The organism is Mesorhizobium sp. B2-3-14 (assembly GCF_006442175.1).
GTDB lineage: Bacteria > Pseudomonadota > Alphaproteobacteria > Rhizobiales > Rhizobiaceae > Mesorhizobium > Mesorhizobium australicum.
The window spans coordinates 468,544-494,801 of sequence record NZ_VFVP01000005.1 but is presented as its reverse complement, the minus strand read 5'-3'; the positions used below and the strand labels follow the sequence as shown (position 1 = coordinate 494,801).

Annotated in this window: 1 protein-coding gene; it reads left to right on the top strand. The window is 63.0% G+C overall.

Translation table 11 applies throughout. The features are described 5' to 3' along the window. The first annotated feature begins 410 nt into the window (after nucleotides 1-410). Entirely contained in the window at nucleotides 411-26,234 is a 25,824-nt protein-coding gene (locus FJ950_RS16760) for an LEPR-XLL domain-containing protein (protein WP_181171266.1), read from the top strand. The last annotated feature ends 24 nt before the right edge of the window (nucleotides 26,235-26,258 follow it).

The following is a 26,258-nucleotide window of genomic DNA, read 5'->3' as shown; positions in this document are numbered from 1 at the left end:
TGAAATTTCAAGGCCATGGCCTAGAATGCTTCAAGTGGGAGAATTTTGTCTTCTACAATATCACCTTAAAATATGTTCAAAAAAATATTATCAGATATGCATATTAGATGACTGAGAGTTATGCTAATGGCGACGGAAATATATACATAGATAATCTTGTGTCCTGTCGAGATATATGCGTATGGTTCATATTGTCGCAAATTTTACATAAACATAGACTCGTCGCGGTTTCGTGATCGCCTTGCACTCAAGAATTTTCGGATGTACGTTTGATTTCGGTAAATTAGCCTAAACTGATATATCAGGGGGACAAAATGAACATTTTGTCGAGGTCGGCTTTTTTTGAGGCATTTCAGAAGAGATTAGCCAGCAAAGCAGAGACGCCAATCCCTGGCGTATTTGGTCGGTGGTTGGCGAGTTCGCTGCTGCGGCGCTCGCCGGGGCGAGCCCGACGGCCCAGCAAGACATCAGATCTGCCGAACCTGGCGCTTGAAGCGCTTGAGCCGCGTTATCTGCTGTCGGCCGACATCTTGCCTTTCGCGGTCGACATGAACGACTTGGCCGGCGCCGACTATTCGCTGCGCTATGACAATCTGATCCAGGCGATCCAGATCTATGACAACAAGACGGGTACGCTGGTCGACCAGCGCAACGCGCAACAGATCGACTATATCGTGGTGCACGGCACCGCTGCCGACGACAAGCTCACCATAGACTTCGGCGAAGACTTCCTGGCGGCGCTCGACGTGCGTTTCGACGGTGGTGCCGGCAACGACACGCTTGCCATGACCGGCGGCAGCTTCGACGCCGTGCGGCTGGCGACCGACACCGGCCTGTCAGGCAGCATTGCCGCGCAAGCCGGGGCGTTGACCCATAGCATTGGCCTGGCAAACGTCGGCGCGGTCGAGGACAATACGACGGCCAGCCAGCGCATTTATGCCGACACTTCCGGGCAAGCGCGGGTGATCCGCATCGGCAGTTCAGATGATTCCAGTGACGGTCTGTCGGTGCTTGACGCTGGAGCATTTAACAATCTGATCACCTACAAATTCACAACTCCGACGGTCTCGTTGACCGTTGACGCGGGCGCGGGCGACGACAGCTTTGTGCTGCGCGAGATCGACCCCGCTCTGGCTGGCAGGGTTGTGTTGAGTGGCGGCGCCGGCAGCGACGCTGTGGTCGGGCCTCCGCAGGACACCGACTGGCATCTCACCGGCGACGGTTCGGGTGATGTTGCTGGGGTGTCCTTCGTTACGGTCGAGAACCTGATCGGTTCCGCTGGCAACGAGGACACCTTTTTTGTTGGTGCTGCTGGAAAATTGAGTGGCGTCATGGCCGGCGGCGATGCCGGCTTCGACAGCATGGTTCTCGACGGCGGCACCTTCGCCTCGGTGAAGTATGTAGCCACTGGGCCGACGTCGGGCACGATCACGCGTGACGGTGTCGTGCTCCGCTATGACGGGCTCGAACCGATCACCGACAACAGTGTCGTTGCGGACCGTGTCATCACGACCAGCAATGCCGACGATGGAGCGACTCTGATCGACAATGGCGCGACACTGACGCTGTCGTCAGGCCTCCTAGGTTCATTCGAGTCGATCACTTTCAACAAGCCCAGTTCCAGCCTGACCATCAATCTCGGCGATGATTCTGACTTTCCTATTTTTTCAAAGGATACCCTGACCATCAACAATGCGGTGAACCTCGGTTCAACCGCACTCATCATTAACGGCCAGGACGGCAAGGACGAGGTGACGATCTCCGGGACGCTGACTGCCGGCGCAGTTACCGTCAATGCCGAGAAGATCAGCGTTTCCAGCATCATAAATGCCAGTTCGGTGACCCTGACAGCAGCGGCGGCGGACGATGGAAAAATCACGGGTGGCGCGTATCTCGCGACCCCGGAGGCAATCATCGACCTGAGCGGCGCCACGATCATCGTGACGGGCGCGGCTCAATTCACCGCAACCGCGACCGCCAATGTCGAGGCTGAGACTTTCGAAGGTGGGCCGCTCGCGGGTGTCATCGCAACGATCATGCCCGAAGCGCGGGTCAAGTTCAGCAGCACCAATGTGACCGCAGCCAGCCTGTCGGCGTCGAGCACCGTAACCGTCACGCTGACCGCGAAGGACGAGTCCGATGCCGGTTCCGACAACGATGAAAAGAAGGATGCGGCGGTTTCCGTCACCGTTCTGATCAGCGACGCGATCACCGAAGTGCTCGCGGGCAGCGTGCTCAGCGTCTCGGGCGCGGTGTCGCTGACTGCGACCAGCAATTTGACGATGACCACCGAGGCCGATGGCGGTAGCGGCGGCAAGGGCGCAAGCGTTGCGGTTTCAGAAGTCAATGCGACGACCCGCGCCAATGTCTCGGGCGGTTCGACGATTGGCGCGAATGCCGGCGATACGCCCAATTCGATCGCGCTCGGCGCAACGCTGACCAGCAATATCACGACGATCGCCAAGTCGACGGCAGGCGGATCGGACCAAAGTGCAAGCGGTGACAACGAATCCGAGCAGCGCCTGAAGGACCCCAATAAGGACGGCATCACGTCTGACAAGGCGACGACCAGCAGCGGCGATATCACCTTTGCTGGCGCGGTGACGGTGTCGGATTATCGGCCGACCACCGAAGCCTTCGTTCAGGCCTCCACCCTCACATCCGGTGGCACGATCACGCTGACCGCGCAATCGACGGACAAGGTGACGGCGACGGCGGACGGCACCAACACGAATTCCTCCTCCAATGGCGCAACCGGCATCGGCGTTGCAGTGGCGCTGAGCATTGCCGACGTCACGACGCGCAGCTATCTCGGCGGCGCCTCGTCGCTGTCGGCGAGTGCGGTGTCATTGAGCGCCACGATTGCGGCCGGCGACAGCTTCATCGCCCAGGCGACCTCCGGCGCCGGCGAAGGCTCCAAGACGCAGGTCGCGGGTTCGCTGGCCATCAATATCGTCATCACCGAGGCTTCCGCCGACGTCGCGGCAAACGCCTCGATCAATCTGAATGGCGCGGATCTGTCGCTCACCGCCCATTCCACCACCAACGTCGTGACCGATGCGGTTCCCGACGACGCGAGCGGCGCCGCAGGCGAACTCGGCATCGGTGGTTCGGTCGCCCTGACCATCGTCGACAATTCCACCTCGGCATCGATCCGCGACAACGCGACCATCGTTGCCGCCGACGCTGTCACCATGACTGCGACCGGCGACCATACAGCTTCGACCACGGCGGAAGCGGGCGCGGAAGGCGGCGATGTTGGCATCGGCGGTGCGGTGGCGATCGACGTCATCGACAACAATACGGAATCGTCCATCGGTTCCGGCAGCGAACTCGACATCACCGGCAATTTGTCGGCCAGCGCCAGCAATCATGGCGTGAGCACGACGCTGGCCGATGGCGATGCCATCGGCTCGACGGCGATCGGCGCGGCGATCGCGCTTGCCTTCGTGGACAACCGTGCGTTCTCGACATCGAACCGCAATCTTCGTTCGAACGGATCGATCAGTCTGTCGGCCGCCAATGACGGTTCCAGCAAGGCGGAGTCGATTGCGAGTGCCGCTGGCGCCGAGAAAGACGAGGACGGCAACACCAAGGCCGACGAGCAACGGGACAAGGAAGTCGGTCTGGCCAACAGCAAGTCGAATGATGGCGACAGCGTCAGCAAGTCGGCCAACAGTTCAGGTGGGAGCGGCGGCGGCGATGTCAGCGTCGCGGCAGCGCTTGCCCTCAATGTCTCGTCGTCACTGGCGGTGGCGTCGATCAATGACGGGCGCACGGTTGTTGCCGGTGAGGGCGCTGGCGTCGGCGAACTCAATTTGCAGTCGTCCAACAATATGGATGCGACGGCGAAAGCCGATGGCACCGCAAAGACGAGCGACAGCGGCACCGCTGTCGGTGTCGCAGTGGCGATCAATATCGCGACGATGCGCAACGAAGCGTCGATTGGGGCTGGCAGCATCATTACGGCCGACGGGGTGAAAGCCGAAGCCAAGATGAAGAACGTCGGCGGTGACGTGACGCATCGTTTCGGCGCCGAGTCGACCTCCGGTGCCAGCGGCGGCGATATTGGCGTGGCCGGTTCGTTCGCGCTGAGCTTCGCCGATACCGACACGCTTGGCGTGATTGGTCTCGACCATGCCGATCAGCCAGCAAGCGGCGCCGCGACGGTTACATTGACCGGCGGCAATGTTCTGCTCACGGCGATCAACACGACCGTAACCACAACGACGGCGACCTCCTCCGGGGCCGGAAGCGGCTCGGGCAGCGTCGGCGTCGGCGCGTCGATCGCGCTCGGCATCGGCTTGAACACCACGTTTGCCGGCATCGAGAACGGCGAGATGGTTGGCGGGACGACAGGCAATTTCACCGTCACCGCGACATCCAATGATACGCTGACGACGACGGCCAAGGCTGGCGCCGAAGGCGCTACCGGCATCGGCGGCGCGATCGCTGTCGCCTATTTCGATAACGATACGGATGCGCACATCGGCACCGGCGGCGGCGCAACGATCACGCTGACGGGCAATTTGGCCGCGCAAGCCTCGCACACCGGTACGGTTCACACGCTTGCCGATGGCGAAGCCGCCGGCAGCAGCGTTGGCGTTGGCGCGTCGATTGCACTGAATATCGGCGAAGTCACCAACGACGCTTTCCTCGGCCGCAATTTCCAGAACGTTGGCACGGTGACGATCACCGCGACCTCGACACTCGACACCAAGGCAGAGTCCAAGGCGAGCTCGAAGGGCCAATCCACCAAGAAGTCCGATGGCACAACGGACAGTGCCAGCTCCGATCAGGAGACGACCAACCAGACCGAGATGGCCAAGAACCAGAGCGGCGGCACCAAGACGCCCTCGCAGAGCGGCGGCAGCAGCCTTGGCCAGGCCGATGGCAACAGCAGTGGGCAGACCGGCAAGGGTACGCAGGGCGGCAACGGCTCCGGTGGCACCAATGTGGCCGCGACGATCGCCGTCAACTTCCTCGACGCGGACAACCAGGCGCAGATCGCCAGCAATGTGACGATCGCCGGTACAGGCGCGATGAAGGTCGAGGCGATCAGCACGACCGACGCGCGGGCATTGGCCACCGCGACGTCCACGAACACCAGTTCCAACACCGGCGTTGCCGCCGCGATCGGCCTCAACATCGTGCTGCTGGACAACAACGCGATGATCGGTTCAAACGCCGATCTGACCGCCGGATCGATCGAGGTCCGCGCCGCGACCGGCAATGGAGAGAAAAACACGTTCCAGGCGCGCGCCCTCTCCGGCGCGGTGTCGAAGAACACTGCGATCGGCGGCTCGGTTGGCGTCAACTATCTCGATGTCAACACGCTGGCATCGGTCGGCGACAATGTCGATCTCGACGCCAACACCGGCAATATCGAGATCGGCGCCGTCAGTCTCAATGAAATGCAGAACCTGGCCGGCGGTGCGGCTTTGAGCACCGGCAGCGGCGGCGGCGGCGTGGGCATCGCGGTCACCGTCAACATCGTCAACGATCTCAACACCAAGGCTCAGACCGGCATCAATCTCGACGCCGAAGCGCAGGGCGCGATCAACGTCACCTCGCATGCCGAACTGCTGCCGATCTCCGAAGACCTGCCGGTCATCGGCTCGTTGGCCGTCACCAGCTTCGCGGCCGGCATCGCCGGTGCGTCCGGCGGCTTTGCCGTCGGCGGTTCGTCCAGCGTCAACGTGATCTTCATGGAGACGCACGCCTCGGTGAACGACAACTCCGACCTCGAGGCCGGAACCGGCATCAAGATCGAGGCAACGGACCTGCTGACCGTGGTCAGCGGGGCGGGTGGCATCGGCCTCACGCTGAACGGCAATGCCGGCGTCGGCATCGGCCTGGACGTGCAGGTGATCACGCGCAACACGAGCGCCTGGATGGATGGTGGGGCGGATCTGGATACGACTGCCGGCAACATCGTCATCAATGCCGACTCCTTCGACGACATCACTTCGATCGCGGCGACGTTCGGCGGCAGCGCCGGCGGCTCAGCCGGCGTCGCTGCGTCTGTCGGCGTGCTTTACCTCGACACATCGACCCAAGCCTTCGTCGAGGCCGGCAGCACGCTGAACAAATCGCATCTGGGCGCCGGCGGAGATGTCTCCGTCACGGCGACCGGCGACGCGGACGTGTTCCTGCTTGCTGGCGCGGCGGCGTTCGGCCAAAGCGCCGGCATCGGCATTTCCGGAACGGTGTTTGTCCATCTCGACGATGTGAAGGCGGAGCTCTATGGCGACGCCGACGTGGTCACCGGTGGCGCAAACGGCCTCTCCGTATCGGCGAATTCGACCGATGGGGTGCTGATCATCGCCGCCGCCGGCGCGGCTTCCGCGCAGGCGGCGGTCGCCGGTTCGGTCGTCGTGACAGTGCTGACCGAGACAACGACGGCTCGCATCGGCGCAAACAGCAAGGTTTCCGGCCAGACGCTCGCCAACGATCCCGGCGTCTCGGTCTTTGCAAATGACGAAACCGATATCCTGACAATCGCGGGTTCGCTCGCGGTTTCCGCCGGCAGTGCTGGCGTTGGCGCCGGCGTCAATGTGTCGACGCTTACAAAGACGACGACTGCATCGATCGAAGCGGGCGCCGACATCGACGTCGACGGCAATGTGACGGTCGAGGCAACCGGCAACGAGGACATAGGTTCGTTCTCCGTGGCCGCGGGCGCGTCCAGCGGCGCGGGCGTCACACTGACGGCCGATGTCTTCGTGCTGAACCTGAAGACCCGCGCCTTCATCGGATCGGATCCGCTGGCGCCGATCGTCGGCCTGACGGATGTGCGGGCACGCGGCAGCGTACTCGTCCAGGCAATCGACGAGACCGAGATGGACCTGATCGTTGGCGGCGTGGCGATCGGCGGCAGCGCCGGTGTCGGCGTCGCGGCCGGCGTTGCTGTTGTCGACAAGGTGACTGATGCCTTCATCGGCGCAGGCGCACGCGTCACCGGCGAGGGCCACGGCACTGTCGCGGCGAGAACCGGCCGCTACACCGTCGACTATGCGGGCAGCCAGGCTATGTCGAGCTTCGACCCGCAGGGCGGCAACAAGCCGACCGCCAGCAGCCTGGAGGCTGGTACGCCGTCGGGCCTCACCCAGTTCAAGAACCTCGACCAGGAGGGTGGCGACGACGTCCAGCAGGATCCGGGCTTGACCCAGAACCGGGTTGCGACCGCGTCGGTCGACACCGGTTTCCGTGGCGTGGCTGTCTCGGCCTCGGCGAAGGATGATGTCGAGACTTTTGCAATTTCCGTCGGCGGCGGCGGTTCGGTCGGCGTGGCTGTCGGTGCTGCGGTCAACGTCGTCGATACCAAGACGAAGGCGTTCATCGGAGCTGATGCGCAGATCAACCAGGACATGGCCGGCGCCGGAGATGCGGGACAATCCGTCCTGGTTGCGGCGGCGAGCGACTTCAGCCATGTCGGTGTCGGGGCCGGTGCGGCCTTCGGCGGCGCGGGCGCGGGCGCGCCCGGCGTCGACGTGTCGGTGATCAAGGTTGACACGTTCGCGACGATCAATGACGGCGCGGACGTGAAGGCGAACAATGACGTTGCGGTGATCGCCACGTCCAAGGAAAAAGTCATCGTCGTCTCCGCCGGCCTTGCCTTCAGCGGCACGGTCAGCCTGGCGGGCGGTGTCTCGGTGCTGTCGTTCGACACCGAGACCTATGCCCGCGTCGGCGCCAACGCGGCGATTGTCGCCGGCGGCGACGTCGCCGTCATGGCCAAGGACGATTCCGAGGTGGTGGTGGTCGCCGGTGCGGTCGCCATCGGCCTGTCGGGCGGCGGTGCCGCCGGATCGGTCGCGGTCGTCAATGTCGACAAGCTCACCGAAGCGACGATCGGCGACAATGCCAGTATCGACGCGTCCGGCAACGGCACCGGCATCGGCGGCGTGCTGACCGGCACGATCGTCGGCGGCAGCAATCCGAGCGGCTTCGGCACGGCCGAGGCGCATGGCGTCATCGTTCAGGCGGAATCCTCGGAAGAGGTCACCAACGTTACAGTCGCCGGTGCCGCCGGCCTTTACGTCGGTCTGGCCGGCTCCGTCACCGTGACGCTGCTCAATTCCGACACCAAGGCGCTGATCGGCGTCGGCGCCGACATCAATCAGGGCGCTGCAGATTACCTCGCCCACCCAGGCACGGTGTCGGGTGCACAAGGCGTCTATGTCAACGCGGCCAACGAGGTCCGGGTCACGTCCTTCGCGGGCGCTCTCGGCGCCGGTTTCGTCGGTCTGGCCGGCGGCATCGACTTCGGCAGCATCAAGAACGATACGGTTGCCGCGATCAACGCCAACGCCATGGTGCGGGCGCGCGGTGACGTCTCGGTCAATGCGGTCGCAATCAAGGTTCTGCGTGGGTTCGCCTTCAGCGGCGGCGTCGGCGTCGCCGGGCTCGGCGCGTCCATATCGGTCTGGTCGATCGGCGAGGCGTTCACCGACTCCTACGAGGACAACCAGGGTGGCAGCGGCAACGCGACGAAGGACGACGGAAGCTCCAAGACCGCCAATGACGAGGCCGGCGAACAGGCCGACGGTGGCGTCGCAGGCATCACTGGGGAATTGGGCCGCTTCGGCAGCGGCGCCAACAGCAACACGGCCGACTCACGGGTCAAGGCCGGTGTTGAAGGCGCCCGCGACAAGGTCGGCGCCAACGCACTGACCTCAGGCGCCCTGACCAACAAGCTGACCGCCGCCGTCACCGACGAGCGCGGCACCACCGCCTCCGTCGAAGGCGGTGCGACGGTCGAGGCTGGTCACGACATCGTCGTGAACGCGCGTGAACAGATGAAAGCCAACATCCTGGTCGGCAGCCTGGGCGCCGGTCTTGTCGGCCTGGGCGCATCGATTTCCGTCGTCAATGTCTCGGGCCAGGTGAGAGCGAAGGCCGGCGGAAACCTCAAGGCTGGCAATGCCATCCGCGTTGAAAGCCATTTCGGCCAGAATATCGATGTCACGACCGTCGCCTTGCAGGCCGGTTTCGTCGGCCTCGGTGCATCGGTCGCGGTAGTCAACGATACCAGCCGCGTTCAGGCCGGCTTGCTCGACAACGCAGTGGTTAACGGCGCGGCCAGCCTTACGGTCTCGGCGAGCAGCAACCAGACGTTTGACGTGCTGACGACCGGCATACAAGCCGGCGCGGTGGCCGTCGGTGCGTCCTACAGCGACGTCACCATCGGCGATGACGACGACAACACCAAGGAAGTCCTGGCTACGATCGGCGCGGGCAGTCAGATTGGGCAGATCGACGCTGTCGGGGCCATCACGGTCCATGCGGACTCGACGATCAACGTGGATTCCGACACCTTCGCGCTGGCTGCCGGGCTCGGCGCGCTGACCTTCAATTTCGCTTTCGTCGATGTTCAGCCGAATGTAGAGGCATCGGTTGGCAGCAGCGCCAACATCAACGCGACGGGCCTCCTCACGGTCGAGGCGTGGACGCTGCACGATGCGACCGGCGACATATTCGCACTTTCGGTCGGCGCACTGGCGGCCGGCACCAGCCTGGCGACAGTCAATGTCGTCCCGACGGTGGCCGCATTGGTCGGGGGCAATTCGACGATTCACGCTGGCGGCATCGTCATGCTGTCGTCGCACAATTACGATGGCGAGACGGCGACCGACCGCGGGGCGAAGGCCTTTGCGGAGGCCTCCGGCGGTGGCTTGTTCAGCGGCCAGGGCTCGGTGCCGACCGCGAGGTCCAATGCGGTTGCCAACACCACGATCGGCGCCGGCGGCGCATTCACCATCACCGGTGACATCAACATCAAGTCGCGCATTCGCAACTATGCCGTCGCCAATGCCGAGGCCAATTCGTTCGGGGCGGCTGCGGTCGGTGCTTCGTTGGCTGAAGCCGAGGCCAATGGCCAGAGCAACGCCGCGATGAACGCCAACATCGTCTCGGTTACCGACATCATGATCGAAGCGCTTGCCGTAAATGGTGCGCTTGCCGTAGCCGAAACAGCCGGCGGAGGCCTTCTGGCAGGGATCACCGTCAATCGCGCGACCGCGACCGCGAGCCCGTCTTCGGTAAGCGCCTCGATCGGCAACAACACGTCGATCCAATCGGCACGCAATGTGCGGCTCAAGGCCCAGGCCCAGACGGAAGGCGACTCGAAAGTAGTCGGGTCCACAATAGGCGGCATAGCCGCGGTTGGGGACGCCGATTCGGAAACCCATGTTAACCCGACGGTCGCGAGTTCAATCGGCGCCGGCGTGGTGATCAACGCGACCGGCGATATCCTAGTCGAAGCCTCCGCCTCGCCGATCCCCGGCGAGCAACCGACCTACGAAATCGTCGATGTCGACGGCACCGCCAACACGATCACCGTGAACGGGCATGGACTGGTGACCGGCGATACGGTCGAATATGATGCCGGAAGCGGCGGTGCCGTTATTCCCGGCCTCAAGTGGCCGGATCCGGCCGATCCGGCGGTGAACCGTCAGTACAGCGTGATCAATGTCGTCAATGCAGGCGTGACAGATCCCAACACGCTCTATTTCGGCTCCGTCTTTAACGCCGCCGACATCGATCCAAACACCGAGATCATCGAGTTCGCGGGTGGCCATAATTTCCTGAGCGGCGATGCCGTCCGCTACTATCCGGGACCGGACGAGACAGTCGACAGCTTTGGGCTGACCGAGGGCAACCTCTATTATGTGCTGGTTATCGACGGGTCACACATCAAGCTGGTGAACAGCTTCGACAAGGCGGTCAACCCGCAGAATTACCTCAAGAATTTCCAGCCGGACGATGTCTCGGGCAACAGCATAACCATCGCCGGGCATGGCTTCGTCAACGGCACGGCGGTGACCTACGAGGCACCGGACGCGCGCACCTTCGTCAGTCGTCAGGTCGACGTCAATTCGAGCAGCCTCAATCCCGACGGATCGCCGATCGCCGATGCCAACGCCGACAACATCCGTTTCTTCGACGATAACGGAAATGCGCTGGCGCACGGTTTCGCCGAGGGCGAGCACGTTGTCTACGACGTCAAGAATGCGAGCGGAGGAACCGGTCTGGCGATCGGCGGCCTGGTCGACGGCCAGACCTATCGCGTGCATGTCGTCAACTCCTCGACGATCCAGCTCAAGCGTAACGACGCTATCACCGAACAGGTGCAGTTCATTCGCAATGCCGCTGGCGACCAGATCAAGCGAACTGACGGCCTCAACTGGGCCGACAACGGCTTTGGAAACGGCACGTTGTTCATCAGCGGCGGCCTCGTCAATTCCGGCACGTACACGATCGTCGGCGTATCCGGTGATACGCTGACCCTTCTTGAGAAGAACATCGTCACAGCAGGTACGCTGACGAGGGACTTCGATCAGCCGATCATCGCGCTGAACCCGAACAAGGGTCTCAGCGCCAATCCGGCGCTCAATGTCGGCTCCAGCGATACGCATTCGCTGGTCAATGCCAAGAATCTGCCGATCGGCGGGCTCGAAGACGGCAAGACCTACTATGTGCGCGGCGTCAGCGGCGTCGGCGACAACACGTTCGAACTGTGGAATGCGCCGAGCGGCGGCAGTCAGATCATTCTGACGCCGACGGCAATTGGCGGGCCCCACGGCAATCACAGCCTTACTGCGCTTGCGGTCGACATCTCGGCAGCCGGCGACAGCGAGCAGCAACTGCGCATCGACATCAATGACAGCGCCACATCGGCGGCGCCGGGCCAGTTCCTGTTCGGTCCGGGCGAAGTTCCGCTCAGCGAAATCGCACCGCAATCGGGCGACGGCGTATCGTCAGCTTACTCGAAGGGGTCCGGCGGCGGGTTCGTTGGAGTCAACGGCAATGATGCCGACGTTTTCAGCAGTCCGAATGTCTCGGCGACGATCTCCGCGACGCAGATCACGACGGTGGGCGACGTGACTGTCAGCGCGTCGGCGACGACCAATACGTCCAGCTACGCGGTCAACGGCACGGGCGGCTTCGTCGCCGTCGGTGATGCCGACGCGAGTAGCTTCCAGGACATCACGAGCACGGCGACGATCAGTGATGGCACGCGCATCGTGGCGGGCAAGAACTTCACGCTTGCCTCGGCAAGCAATGCCATTGCCAGCGCCTCCTCGCAGGCGAGCGCTGGCGGTGCGGTCGGCCTGGCCGACCCGAGCACCGAGGTCCGCATCGAATACAATACGGTTTCGACAATCGGCTCGAACGCCATCGTTCTTGCCGGTCAGTTGGCCAAGGCTACGGCGAATGCATCCGTCGATGTGACGGCGAAATCGACCGCCTCCGGCGTCGGCTTCGGCGGTGACGGCGACGCCGTCACGCATGTCAACATTGGCTCCCCGGACGCCGATCCGGACGCCGATCAGGCCGACGCGATCGTCTCGCTGGCGGCCAATGCCGTGCTCAGCGCGCGGCGCACCTCCCTTGCGGCACGGGTCGACAACTTCCATGTCTTCTCCGGCAGCGACGGGCGCGGCGCCGGATTCTATGGCGAAGGCGAGGCCGAAAGCACGATCGTGGCACGGCCGGATGCGCAGGTGCGGATCAATGTGGGCGCCGACCTGACGGGTTGGGAAGGCGTCGACCTGATCACCCGCTACGACAATGTCAACACGCATGCGAAATCCTATGCCCGGTCGACCGGCCTGTTCGGCTTCGTCGATTCCGACGCGCATAACGACACCGACGTCTCGTCCGAGATTTTCGGTGCGGCAGGCGCATTGGTGACAGCCGGTCCGCGCGACAACGGCGATGCCGTGCTTGGACATCCGGATTATCCGCAGGAACCTGGAAGCTCGGCCGAGCACCTGGCCTTGTTTGCCTCGACCGTGAACGGCTCGATCTCGCAGACAGATGACGCCGATGACAGCAAGCGCTCGCTCGCCGCCGGCGGATCGAGCGGCAGCAGCCCGGATGACAGACCGCAATCGATCAATTTCAGCTCCGACGTGCTGATCCTTTCCGGCCGTTCACCCGAACTGGTCGTCAAGCAACTGAACATCGGCCTCGACGGCCAGATCGATGTCGCGGTCGAAGTGTCGGTCAACGACACCGCGGGCGGCGGCAGTGCGACCGAAGGCCAAGGCAACACGATCCAGAGCGACGACATTGTCGTCAACAACATCGTTAATCCGGGTCCCGGCGACGTCGTGTTCGACTCGAACTCGATGATCGGCGCCGGCGGTACCTGGACGTTCCGTGATACGTTGCAGCGCGTGTCGATCCGCAACGAGTCCGACAAGGACATCATTATCAACAATATCGATGTCGTCACCGACGAGCAGCCACTGGCATGGCTCAATCCGTCGCAGAGTGTGACACTGACCTTCAACGTGGTGCGCGAAGTCGCGCCGACGCTGATTGAAATCACCGACACCGGTGGCCATTCAGACATCTACATCAACGGCACGATCGACAACCCGATCGGCACGACGTCGATCGTCAATACTGACGGATCGGTGTTCGCCACCAACGATCGCGGTGTCCCGGGCAGTGATGGCCGCCAGTCGCTGATCCGTACGCACATCCTGAACATTCGCGCCGACGAAAACATCGGCGCGACCGGTGCACGGGTGAATATCGACATCGTCGACAGCTCCGGCCTGCCGCTCGGCATAGGCTTCGACACCGGCCGTGTCGCTGGCTTGACTAACCAGATATTCCTTGGAGTCGAGAACCGTTTCTACACCGGCCAGCTGGTGCGCTACGATGCCGTGACCACGACCATCGGCGGGCTCGTCGACGGCGGCTACTACTACGTCATCGCTTCGCCCGATGGGCAGAGCGTCAAGTTGGCGACCACGCTGGCAAACGCTCTGGCCGGTACGGCCATCGATCTGGCGCCGGCAGGCGCGCTGACCGATCTGCACAGCCTGATTTCGGCTGAAACCTTCACCGCCGACGCGCTCGGCAACATCAGCCTCGACCTCAAGGCGCTGTTGCGCGAGGCGCCGGCCGGCGGCTTCTACATCGTCGAGATCGACCGGATCAACGCCGGCAATACGGCGGATGTGCTGCTGCAAGCCAGCCTTGAACAGTTCGGCGACGGTCTGTCAGGCGGCCTGCTGGTCAAGGCGCCGGCGTTGCCCGCCGGCGGACAGACCTACTACAATTTCTTCCGGCCGGATGCAGGCGCAATTCCGTCGCTGAGCCGCGGCGTCTTCGCCACCGGCAACACGGAGATTGCGTCGACCTATGATTTCCGAGGCCTCGACCCGGTAACCGGCCTGCGCACGCTGGCCGGGGTGCAGGCAGGCTCGGTCGTTGCGGGCGGTGACATCATCGTCGCGGCAGCCAATCCGGCGCCCACGGCGACCACCGTCAACGTACTTGGCATCACCGAGATCGCCGGCAATGGCGACATCGACGTGCTGACCAATGGCTATATCGCGCTGACGGAAAAGACCGGTGACATGCGCATCGAGCGCATTCGCTCCAATGCCTCGGATGTGCTTTTGTATTCGCCGCGGCGCATCCTCGATGCGCGCGATGACAACGGCAACCCCGCCTTGGTCGAGGCCGATGTCTCCGGTCGCAACATCACCATGGCCTCTGGCGTGGGGCTGTTTAATCCGACCCATTTCCAAGTGGCCGCCCAGGTGCTCAGCCCCACACTGCTTGACATCAATTCCCCCTTGGGCGGCATTGGTGAACCGAGCAATTTCCTCGAGATCAACGTTGACAACCGCAATGGCGTCGGCGGACTCGGTGTGCTGCGCGCCTTCGATACCAGCGCGGATTCGACGTTAGGCATCTTCCTCGACGAAGTCGTCGGTGACATGCATGTTCACACCGTGCACACGATCCGCGATGTGTCGCTAAGGACCGTCGCAGGCTCGATCCTGGATTCACGCAACAACGGCGCGGGCGACGACTTTGCCAACGTGATGGGTCAGACCATCGACCTGGACGCCAATGGCAATGGCTCCATCGGCGCTTTTGCCAACGACCTCGAGATCGATTCATCACGCGGTTCCAGCGATGACGACGTCGCACTTGAAGCCGGCACCCACATTTACCTAACCGAAGCGCCGGAGGCTCCCGGCGGCACCGCCGGCAATCTGCGGCTGGTGTTGGCTCACGCCTACGATGGCGATATCCGCATCACTGTGCGCGAGACCTCGGTTCAGGGCGAGAACCTCGACCTGCTGCACAGTGGCAGCGCCCGCTTTGCCGAAGATGGCGCGACCTTCCCGACCTTCCAGCCCGATGCGCCGCGTGCGATCGCACACGGCCAGATCTTCGCCGAAAAGGGTTCCGTGCTGCTGCGCGTCGGCGATAACGTGACGCTCGATTCCAACAGCGAGACGCTGGCGGCCAAGAGCATCGACATCTATGGCGACGTGTCGGCGACCAACGACGTCATCCATGCGCTCGTCAATCTGGATGTCGCCTTCGGCACCGTGATGGTGCTGCGTGGCCGCATCATCGCCAACGCAACCGTGGTGCCTGGCAACAAGACGATCGGCGCGCCGGTTGGCTCGGCAACGCCGACATTGACGGCGAACTCGGTCACCGGACCGACCGTGCTGACCCGAATCTTCGGCAACACGGATGTCGACACGATCAACTTCGGCGACACCTCGGGTGCCGGCGGCACCAACACGCAGGGCAGCGCCGGCTATGTCTTCCTCGGCTCGAAGACGCGCGCCTATGGCAGTCAGAACCTCAATGTGAACAACGTCGATGGCGAAGACCGTTTCCGCGTCTACTATCTCCAGGATACCGCGACGCAAACCTCTCCGAACATGCAGACGGCGGCCGAGCATACGCTCACGCTTGACGGCGTGTCGGGCTCCGATCTCTATGAGATCTACACGCTTGGCTCCAACAATCCGGGGCAGGGCACCGCAGGCACCGACTTCCAGCGCAATTACGTCATCAACATCCTGGACAGTGGGCGCTCCATCGACGGTGTCGATGAACTGACCATCTTCGGCTACGATTCGTCGCAGAACGGTCTGGTCGGCGGCAACAAGCCGATCGACGACATCTTCCTGCTGCGCGGCGCCAACTATCTGCCGCACGAAGCCGCCGACCGTCCGGCCTACGTCGCCATGGTCTACGGACAGCCAAAGACCTATGCCGACACGATCGAGGACAACGAGCCCTCGAACGAGGTCGCGCGCATCAATTACGACACCGCGCTGAATGGCCGGATCACCATCGAGGGGCAGGGCGGCAACGACAATTTCTACTCCGACGACACCACGGCGATTGTTTCGCTGCAGGGCGGCGCCGGCGACGATTCCTTCAACATCGGCCAGATATTCGGCACCAAGCGCACCGGCGATGCGGAAAACGGCGTCACGCCGTTCTTCGGCGGCGGCTTGCTCGACCAGGACGTGTTCCCCGACATGGTGGCCACCACACGCGGCTGGCTGAGCCCCGGCATCAGTGCGCCGATGGTGGCGCAGGGCGGCACCGGCAACGACGAATTCCGGGTCTATGCCAACCAGGCCGAGCTGCGGCTCGAAGGCGACGACAACAACGACCTGTTCATCGTCCGCGCGTTCGCCATCGCGGCGGTCGCCAATCAGGACTGGAACGGTGACGGCACGATCGACCAGGACGACCTGCCGGCGGTTACGCTCGACACCAACGGCGATGGCGTGATCAACTTCGCCGACGCTGACTCGACGCCTCACGACTATACCGACGACGTCATCGTGCTCGACGATTTTGGCGTTGCCAAGCCGATCATCGGGCTCGGCTTCTCTGTCGCGCGCGCCCCGGACATCCGCGCCGGCGGCGGCGAGGACGAAGTGCAATACAACGTCAACGCGCCGGTCTCGGTCGACGGCGGCACCGGCTTCGACAAGCTGGTTATCCTCGGCACGGAATTCGCCGACGATTTCGCCATCACCGAAAAGGGCATCTTCGGCGCCGGCGTCAATGTTCGCTACACCACGATCGAAGTGGTCGAGGTCGACGGACTTGAAGGCGATGACGAATTCTTCGTTCAATCGACGGCTTTCGGCGTAGCCTATCGCGTTGTCGGCGGTCTGGGTTCCGATACGATCAATGTCACGGGCGATGTCACGGAAGACATCATCACGCGCGAACTCGAAGGCGCCTCCGGCGCTGTTGACCACCTCGTCACCTCGGGCGATCCACTATACGATGGCGTGCTGGTCGACGGCTTCGACTATCACGTGGCGGGTCCGCAGGAGGGCATCGTCCGCATCGACGAAACGGATGGCTTCACCGCTGTTCGGGAAGGCGGACCGCGCAATGTCGACAGCTACACCGTCAGGCTGGCGGTGGCGCCGCTGGCCGGCCAGATCGTCTATGTGACGATCTCGGCGGCACGTTCGCCGCAACAGGAAGAAGACGGCACGCTGATCAATCCGGCACCGTTGCCGAATGGCATCGGTGACACGATCTGGCTTTCGAAGCTGGATCCCGGCCTCGTCGGAACCGACGGCGAATTCCAGCATGTCATCACCATCAACGGCGTTGCGACGATCATCAACGATCGCTCGATCGTGCTGGCCTTCGACAGCACCAACTGGAACACGGCCCAGAACGTGTACCTTTATGCGCCCGACGATTTGCGCGCCGAGGGCGACCGGGTGGTCGTCGTACAGCACAGCGTCATCTCCGACACCAGCGGTGTCGCGCCGGCACTGCTGGCCGCGGCCTATCCGAACGGCGATCCCTTCGACGCGGCGGACGTACGCAACGTCGAGGTCGACCTGCGTGACAACGACACGCCCGGAATCTATGTCACCGAAGTGACGCCCGGCACGAACACCGAGGATGGCCGCTCGCTGGTCATCGAAGGCAATGCCACGACCAAACTGAATGACGAACTCCTGGTGCAACTCGCCAAGGCGCCCGACGCGGGCGACACGATCGTCGTCAAGCTGTACGTCAACGAGTTCAGCGACGAAAACATCATGATCTACGATGTCGACGATCCGAACGGTCTCGACAATCGCATGTTCAAGGGTGCCGACGGCTACTGGCGCATCACTTTCGACAGCGGCAACTGGGACGATGCGGTGCGCGTCGGCATCGAAGCGCGCGACGACATTCCGCGTGAGGACCCGCACACAGCGGCGATCTTCTTCCAGCTCGACCAGGCGCTGACAGTCGACGCCAACCACAACTACGTGTTCCCGAACCTGCGCTCAGGCCCGGGCTATGTCGACATCGACGTGATCGACAATGACAGCGCCGGCGCGGTTGTGCTGGAGAGTGAAGGCAATACGCTGCTCAACGGCGATGGATCGGACACCGACGACTATACGATCCGGCTGACCAAGGCGCCGTCGACCAACGTCAGCGTCGCGGTCCTGACGGACGGTCTGGCGGATGTCGTTAGTGTCAATGGCGTCGCGGTCACGCCCGGCTCCGGATACGGCATCATTGGCGGCCTCAGGCCTACGCAGATATTCGACGGCAATCTTGTCTTCTCCAACGAAGGTGGCTTGGGCAAGATCACGCGTGGCACCGGTGCCGATCTCGGCAGCTTCGTCGATGAAGGCTTCTTCGTCGGCCAGCAGATACGCATCGGCAATGCCGGCGCCGGCAGCGGCGACTATTTCATCACCTCGATCGATGCGGATGGAAAGTTCTTCAAGGTCGACAGGCTGTTGGCAGCGACAGGCGCGAAGGACGACGTCATCCTGTCCGATCTGGCGCGGGACGGTGAGTCCACCGGCAACATCCGCTTTGAGATGGTCATGGAGGAAGGTCTCCCGACCTACCGGATCACCATCGCCGGACTAGGCGAAAAGGATGATGGCTGGCTGTCATTCGGTTTCTTCGAAGGGCAGTGGATCCGCCTGTTCGATACGGCCGACAATTTGATCGGCGACTTCAAGATCGCGATCATCCGCGGTGACAACGACACCAAGGACACCACGATCCAGATCACCGGCACCAATGTCGCGCAGATCCTGCCGCATCTCGGCAACACGCTGAACGATGTGCGCGTGGTTCGCACTGCGGCCGTGGCCGTGTTCACGCCGGCCAACTATTACCAGCAGCAGACGGTCGAGCTGCGCGCCGACACCGAATATGAAGTGCCGATCACCCGCGAAGGCGTCAAGGTCTTCCCGGTTTCCGGCCATTACCTGTCCAAGCTGCGCGGACCCTTGGCTGTCGAGGGCGGCGTCACCGGCGCCGACCGTTCACTCGAGAACGGCCTCAAGCTGCCTGGCGAAGCCGACGACTTCCTGATCGCGATCGGCCAGCAGCCGCCGGAATCGCAACAGATCGACGTGCTGAACATCTTCAACGACACCAGCAAGGAAGATGTCGGCGGCGTGATGACGGCGACGACGCTCACCGGCTTCAACATGGCCGACAATCTAAGCCTGGGGCTCGGTGTGACCGGCGATCCGACTTTCGGTGAATCCGGCTTCTTCCCGGGTGGCATCAGCTTCGGACGCATCAGCGTCGATCAGAACGGCGATTTCGGCACCGACAGCACCAAGAGCACCATCGAGGTGGTCAACCTGATGCTCGGGGAAGGTAACGACAAGCTCGTCATCTCGGGCACGCTCAATCCCGCACCGCCGGTGCAGGTGACGAGCACGTTCGACATAACGCCATCCGGCGTCAATGGCGGCACCATCGTGCGCACCGGGTTCGATTGGAAAGCGATGGGCTTCCTCGTCGGCCAGACGGTGAAGATCGATAACCTGCCGGGCATCTGGACGATCGTCGCTATCAATGACGCGCTGATCAATCCGGCCAATCCGGCCGAAGGCGCGGATCCCAACGACAACTCGATCCTGGTTCTGAGCGGACCGAGCCTCGCCAGCGTGGCGGATGGGGCGCACACCGTCACGGCCTTCGACAAGGATGTGATCACGCTTAACAAGCCGGTGGATGTGGCCACGACGACAGCGGGCGGGATCATCACGCGGACCGACGGCGGCAACTGGGCCGGCTTTGCGGTCGGAGACTTCATCTCGATCAACCAGGACTTCGCGAAGGGCGAGTATCAGATCGTGGCGATCGCGGGCGCTGTCATGCGCGTCATAGGCGGACAACTCGCGCCGGTCTCGGAAGCACCGCGCACCATCAATCGCATCAACCCGGTGACCAATGCGGTGCTGCAGACCGTGGTGGCCGAAGTCGATGTCGAGCCGACCTATACCGGCGGCATCGTCACGCGCCACGACAACGTCAAATGGGCCGCTGAAGGCTACCTCGCCGGACATCTGGTGACGATGGTCGATGCCAACGGCAAGCGTGACTTCCGCATCATCGAGATATCGGAAGACGGCTTCTCGCTTACGCTCGAAGGCGCGCCGCTCGCGACGCAAAACGGCGCGGTGAAGAGCTTCTACGTGCAAGGCCAGCATGGCGGGCTGACGCTCGTTCATGGCGGCGGCAACATGTATCTGGAAGGCACCGGCCCGATGAACATCGCCGCCGGAACCGGTGGACAGATCATCGTCACCCGTCAGGACGGCCGCGACTGGTCGGAGGACCGCTATCAGGTTGGCCAGGTGATCCAGCTTGCGGGCGAAACCTATACGCGCACCATTCTGGCGATCTCCGATGCAACGCTACCGGCGCCGAGCAACTCCGCGCTGACATGGGGTGACGGCAGCAGGCTGGTGCTCAGCGCACCGAACACACGCACCGGCCAGCCAGCCGGCACGGTGCTCGCGCCCAACGCGTTCAACAGCTATGCCGAGCGTTCACTGCACGTCGCGGAGCCGCGCGCCATCACCGGCACGGCGACCGTCAACATCGCCACCAACAGCCTGACACGCAGTGCCGGCAGCTGGCTGGCGGATGGCTTCTATGTGGGCCAGAAAGTGCGACTGAGCGGATTTGCCGGCACGTTCACCATCCAGGCGCTCACTGCGAGCGTGATAACGCTGCAGAGTGTTGCGCTGACGCCGAAAGCCGGTGTTGCGATGACCGTCTCCGGTGTCGACATAACGCTGGACGGTGGCACGCGTGTCGGTGGCGACCATATTATCGTCACCGGCGGCGCCGGGCCGAACTCGCCACTGGTCATCTATGGCGACACCAGCCAGGACGGAATCTGGTATTCCGGCCAGGCGCACAATGTCTTGGGTATGGAATTCGGCGAGAAGCCGTTCGATCCGTTCCCGCAACTGCAGGACGGCGAGAACGAGGATGACGAGTGGGTGTTCCCGCTCGCCAATCCCTACAAGCTCGCCGGCAACGACATCATCGACGCCAGCGCCTTGTTCGCCGGCACGCCGTCGGCAAACCTGCCGAGCGTCGGCCTGACGATCTATGGCGGTGCGGGCAACGATACGATCTACGGCAGCCAGGCTGGCGATCACCTCGCCGGCGGTTCCGGCGATGACCTGATCATCGGCAATCGCGGCGTGGATCACATCTATGGCGATAGCGGCGTCAACGTGAACATCTTCACGCGCCAGCTGTTCATCGACACGGTCGACAACAGTCCGTTGCCTTCGGCCAATCCGAATGCCGACACCAACGGCACGACGATCAAGCCGGTCAAGTCGTCGGTTCGTGACCTGATGAATGCAGGCGACGACGTGATCTTCGGCGATGGCGCCTCACATCTCGGCTATGGGCCGAGTTCGGTCGCGGCTGCCGGCGTGCTCGGCGACTTCGACGACATCATCTTCGCCGATCATGGTGTGATAGAAATGTTCGTCGACGATCCGAATCTGCCGTCGACCTTGAAGCAGCGCATCCAGACGACCGAGCTGGTGTTGGTCACCGGCATCAAATCGGCCGAACTGCAGAATGGCGGCGACGACGTTGTGTTCGGCGGCCTCGACCGCGACGTCATCGTCGGCGGCGCCGGGCATGATCTGCTCGATGGCGACCAGCAGGACGACCGCGTCTTTGGCGACAACGTCTACCTGTCGCGCCAGGGCGGCGCTGACGGCAATCTGCTTGATGACACGTTCAGCCTGCGCTTCCAGACGCTGGCCGGAACGTTGATGTACAGCCGTACAGACCGGCCGATGCCGGCCGGCCTCGGCATGGTCAATGCCGACAACAGCGGCCTGCTGCTGGCCGACGGCATCGCGCGGCGGTATCGCGATCCGGACGGTGCTCCGTGGTGGAGCGAGTACTCGGTCGATTACGCGGCGCTGCACACTTTCGCCTTCGACGAGGGTACGGCCGGCGTCGGCAGCTTCGGCAACGACTACATCGCCGGCAGCGAAGGCCATGACGAACTGTTCGGTCAGCTCGGCCATGACGTCGTGCAGGGCGATGGCGGCATCGAGCTTGCCTTTGCCGGCACCTCGCATGTCGGCGCATCGCGCACATCCGGCGGCGTCACCGATCCGATCGGTCCGCTCACGGTGATCGCCTCCTTCGCGGCGGCGACAGACGGCCAAGATTATATCGAAGGCGGTGGCGGCGACGACCAGATATTCGGCGGCCTCGGCCAGGATGATCTGATCGGCGGTTCCTCGTCCTTCTTCAGCCTCACGGATCCGAATACGCGGCCTGACGGAGACGATTACATTTTCGGCGGCGCCGGCATCGAGATCGACCGCAATGACGACAATTTGCCAAATGACGGCACGCTCGCCAATTCGCGCTTTGCTCGCGATGCCGACTCCATGATCGGTGACAACGGCAACATCGTGCGGATCGTCGGCGTCAATCACACCGACATCAATCCGAACGGCACGGTTGGGCAGCAGCTTTATGTCCAGTACAATTACGACGTGAACGACCCGGCGCGTGCCGGTGGCGAACGCCTCGTCGTGCGTGGCATCCATCTGCTCGACTACACGCCGGGCGGCCCGGACTTCCGTCCAGACCTGTTCTCCAAAACCAACCCGAACAATCCTGCCTATCGCAACGAGTTCGGCCTATGGGCCAAGCAGGACATCGGTGGCCATGACGAGTTCCATGGCGAGACCGGGGACGACACCGCCTATGGCGGCGGCGGCCATGACCGGATCTTCGGCGATGCCGAGAACGACGATCTGATCGGCGGCTGGGGCAATGACTGGATCTCAGGTGGTACCGGTGAGGACGGCATCCTGGGTGACGACGGTCGCATCTTCACCAGCCGCAACAGCGCGACCTACGGCGAAAGCCTGTTCGGCGTGCTGCCATTGCTGGCGACCGATCCGGATACGCGCACCAGCCAGGGCGATGTGCTCAACGAGTTCATCTACACGCCCGGACAGGTGCAGACGGAGACGATCAATGTCGGCGGCAAGATGAAGAAGGCGGTCGACCTGACCCCTTACAATCTGACGCCGAACGCGCAGGGCGGCGACAATCCGCTGTTCGACGCCAATGTCGTCGACGACATCATTTTCGGCGGCCTGGGTGACGACTTCATCCATGGCGGTTCCGGCGACGATGCGGTCGGCGGCGGCGAAGCTCTGCCAGATTCCTACACGCAGCGCTTCGATGCGGCGGGCAATGTCGTCGGCATCGTGCGCACCGACTTCTCGCGGCCATGGAACCCTGGCGACGTGCTGCGGTTCGGTCCCGACAGCGATCCGTGGAACGCACCGAAGCCTGTGCAGAGCCGGCTCGGCGAGTTCTTCCTCTATGACGAGTACGATCCGCGCCGGACAATCATGTTCAACGCCGATGGTTCGGTATGGAAGGCCGGCCCGGCACCTACCACGCGCCAGTATTTCCTCAACCTCGTCGATAATGAAGGGCCGCTGGTCAACGGTGCGATAGCTTTTGCGCCGAACGGCACACCGACGGCGTTTGCGCAACGCAATACCGATGGCAACGATGCGGTCTTCGGTGACCTGGGCAATGACTGGATCGTTGGTGGCACCGGCCGCGACCATATCTATGGCGGCTGGGGCAACGACCTCATGAACGCCGACGATGTACTCTCGACCAACAACTGGCTGAACGACCAGCCGGAGACGCACCCAATGTACGAGGACCGCGTTTTCGGTGGGGCCGGGCTCGACATCCTGATCGGCAACACCGGTGGCGATCGCCTGATCGATTGGGTCGGGGAGTACAACAGCTACCTGGTGCCGTTCGCACCGTTCGGTATCGCGACGGTAAGCCGCCAGGTGCCGCCGCAACTGTTCGACTTCCTCTATGCGCAGGCATTCAGCGACGGCGTCGACATCACCCGCACCGCTGACACTGGCAGTATCAACGGAGACGACAAGTACAGCCACGTCCATATGTTCATGGGCGGCGTGGAAGGTGAAATCGGCCTGATCACCCAGAAGGATCATGGCTTCTGGCAGGATCAGACCGGCGGTCCAACGGATCCCCAGGCCGGCAACATCCCGGGCGGCAAGCGAGACGTGCTGCGCACGGCTGACTTCAACGATGGCAATGCTAAGGTCGTGGCAGTCGACGAGGGCAATTTCGCCGTCACCAGCGGCAAGCTCACCGTTCAGTCGGCAAGCACCTGGGATCAGGCAGCCGCGGTTCTCTATCTCGACGCCTATACGCCGATCTACTACGAGATCGCGGCGACCTTGACGGCCGACAAGCCGACCGGCGGCTGGAAGGCCAACTCCTACATCATCTTCGACTATTATTCGCCGACGGATTTCAAATATGCCGGCATCAACATCTCGAACGATCAGATCGAGATGGGTTATCGCGACGCCAGCGGCTGGCATCAGTTGGTCAAGTCCAACAAGCCGGTGCAACTCAAAGCGAACCAGGCTTACGATGTCCTGCTCGCAGTCAACGGCACGAACGTGAGTTTGACCGTGGCCGGCGTGAATTGGTTCAGCTACACCTTCGCGCCGCGCATCGTCGATGGCCAGCCGGTGGCGCTGAACAAGGGCCTCGTCGGTGCCGGCAACAGCGGCTCGAAGGGTACGGTGGACAACTTCCGTGTCCAGGTCTTGCCGCCGCAGATCACGCTCGATTACGCAGCCGAGTTCAACGGGCCGCCGACCTATCCGATGTCGAAGACCGCGGCTCAAGGCTGGACGCTCTCGGGCGGCAGGCTCAATGCGGCAGCCGGCGCCGGCACCAATCTGCTGGATGTCGGCCCGGCGATCGGGGCGGACGCCTATCTGGAACTGACGGCGAGGTTGAAGACCGCCGGAACCGGTGGCATCGTCTTCGACTACTACGGCGCCAACAACTACAAGTTCGTCACCCTGGATGTGGTCGGCCAGAAGATTTTGGTCGGACACGTGACGTCGAAGGGCGGCACGGTGATCGATCAGAGCTTCGCGCGCACGCTGAGTTCAACGACGGACTATGACGTCCAGTTGACCATACGGGGTGCTGCCCTTTCGATCGCCGTCAACGGCGCATTCGTCGGCAGTTATGGCTTCAATGCAGCCGTTGCCGATGGCGAGTTCGGTCTGGTGACAGGCAATGCAGGGGCGTCTTTCGACCGGCTGCAGATTCGCACCAACGCGTCGGCGTTCAGCACCAGCTCCAATCAGCTGGCGCTCGCTTCGCTCGGCCAGGCCGCGGACACGGCAACGGCGGTCGGCATCGATCAGGCCAAGACGATGCTGGCGCAGGCGGTGGCGATCTGGTCGGGCAGCGGCCAACTCGACGCGGCACAACTTGCCAAGCTGTCGAACCTGGATGTCCAGATCACCGATCTGCCTGGCTCGGCGCTGGCACAATCGGTGTTCGGCGCGGTGCTGATCGACCGCAACGCGGCCGGACAGGGCTGGTTCGTCGACCTGTCGCCTCTCGACAGCAGCGAATTCCAGCTCGATGCCTCCGGGCACCTGACGGCGTTGCCGGGCGGCGCCGCCGATGGACGGATGGACCTTCTGTCGGTGCTGATCCACGAAATCGGTCATCAGGCGGGCTTGGATCACGATGAGGGCGAGGCGGGCGTGATGTCGGCTGAGTTGGCCGCCGGCGAGCGCCGACTGCCGGAGGCCGGATCTGCCGGTCAGCTGACTGACACGCAGCTCTTCCATGATGGCCTGGGCGTCTTTGTCGGCGCGCAGGAGCATGGATTACTCCAGAGCGCTGGTATCGCGCCGGCCGAAGCGGTTGGTGAGGTCTCGACGATACCGAGCGCAAGACCTTCCCGCAGTGCGGCGGCGGCGCATTCCAGGTCTGACGCCGATGCAAGTGCCAAGACCGACGATATCGTGCTGACCGGGGCTCCTTCCGGCCTGCAGCCAAGCGGCCCGCTCAACTGGGTGTTTGACGAGGCCAGCGGAACCTTTGTTGCCGCACAAGGTCGGCAGCAGGACCGTCCGCACGATGCAGCGCCCGACGCGGATCAGGACGATGGCGACGCAACTTCGGACGACCTCAATGGTCTCGCCGAATGGAGCAACCGCAAGGGTTTGCTGTCGCGCCTGTCCAGTCTGTTTGGAGTGCGATGAGACAATGATGGCGGCGCAGTTCAC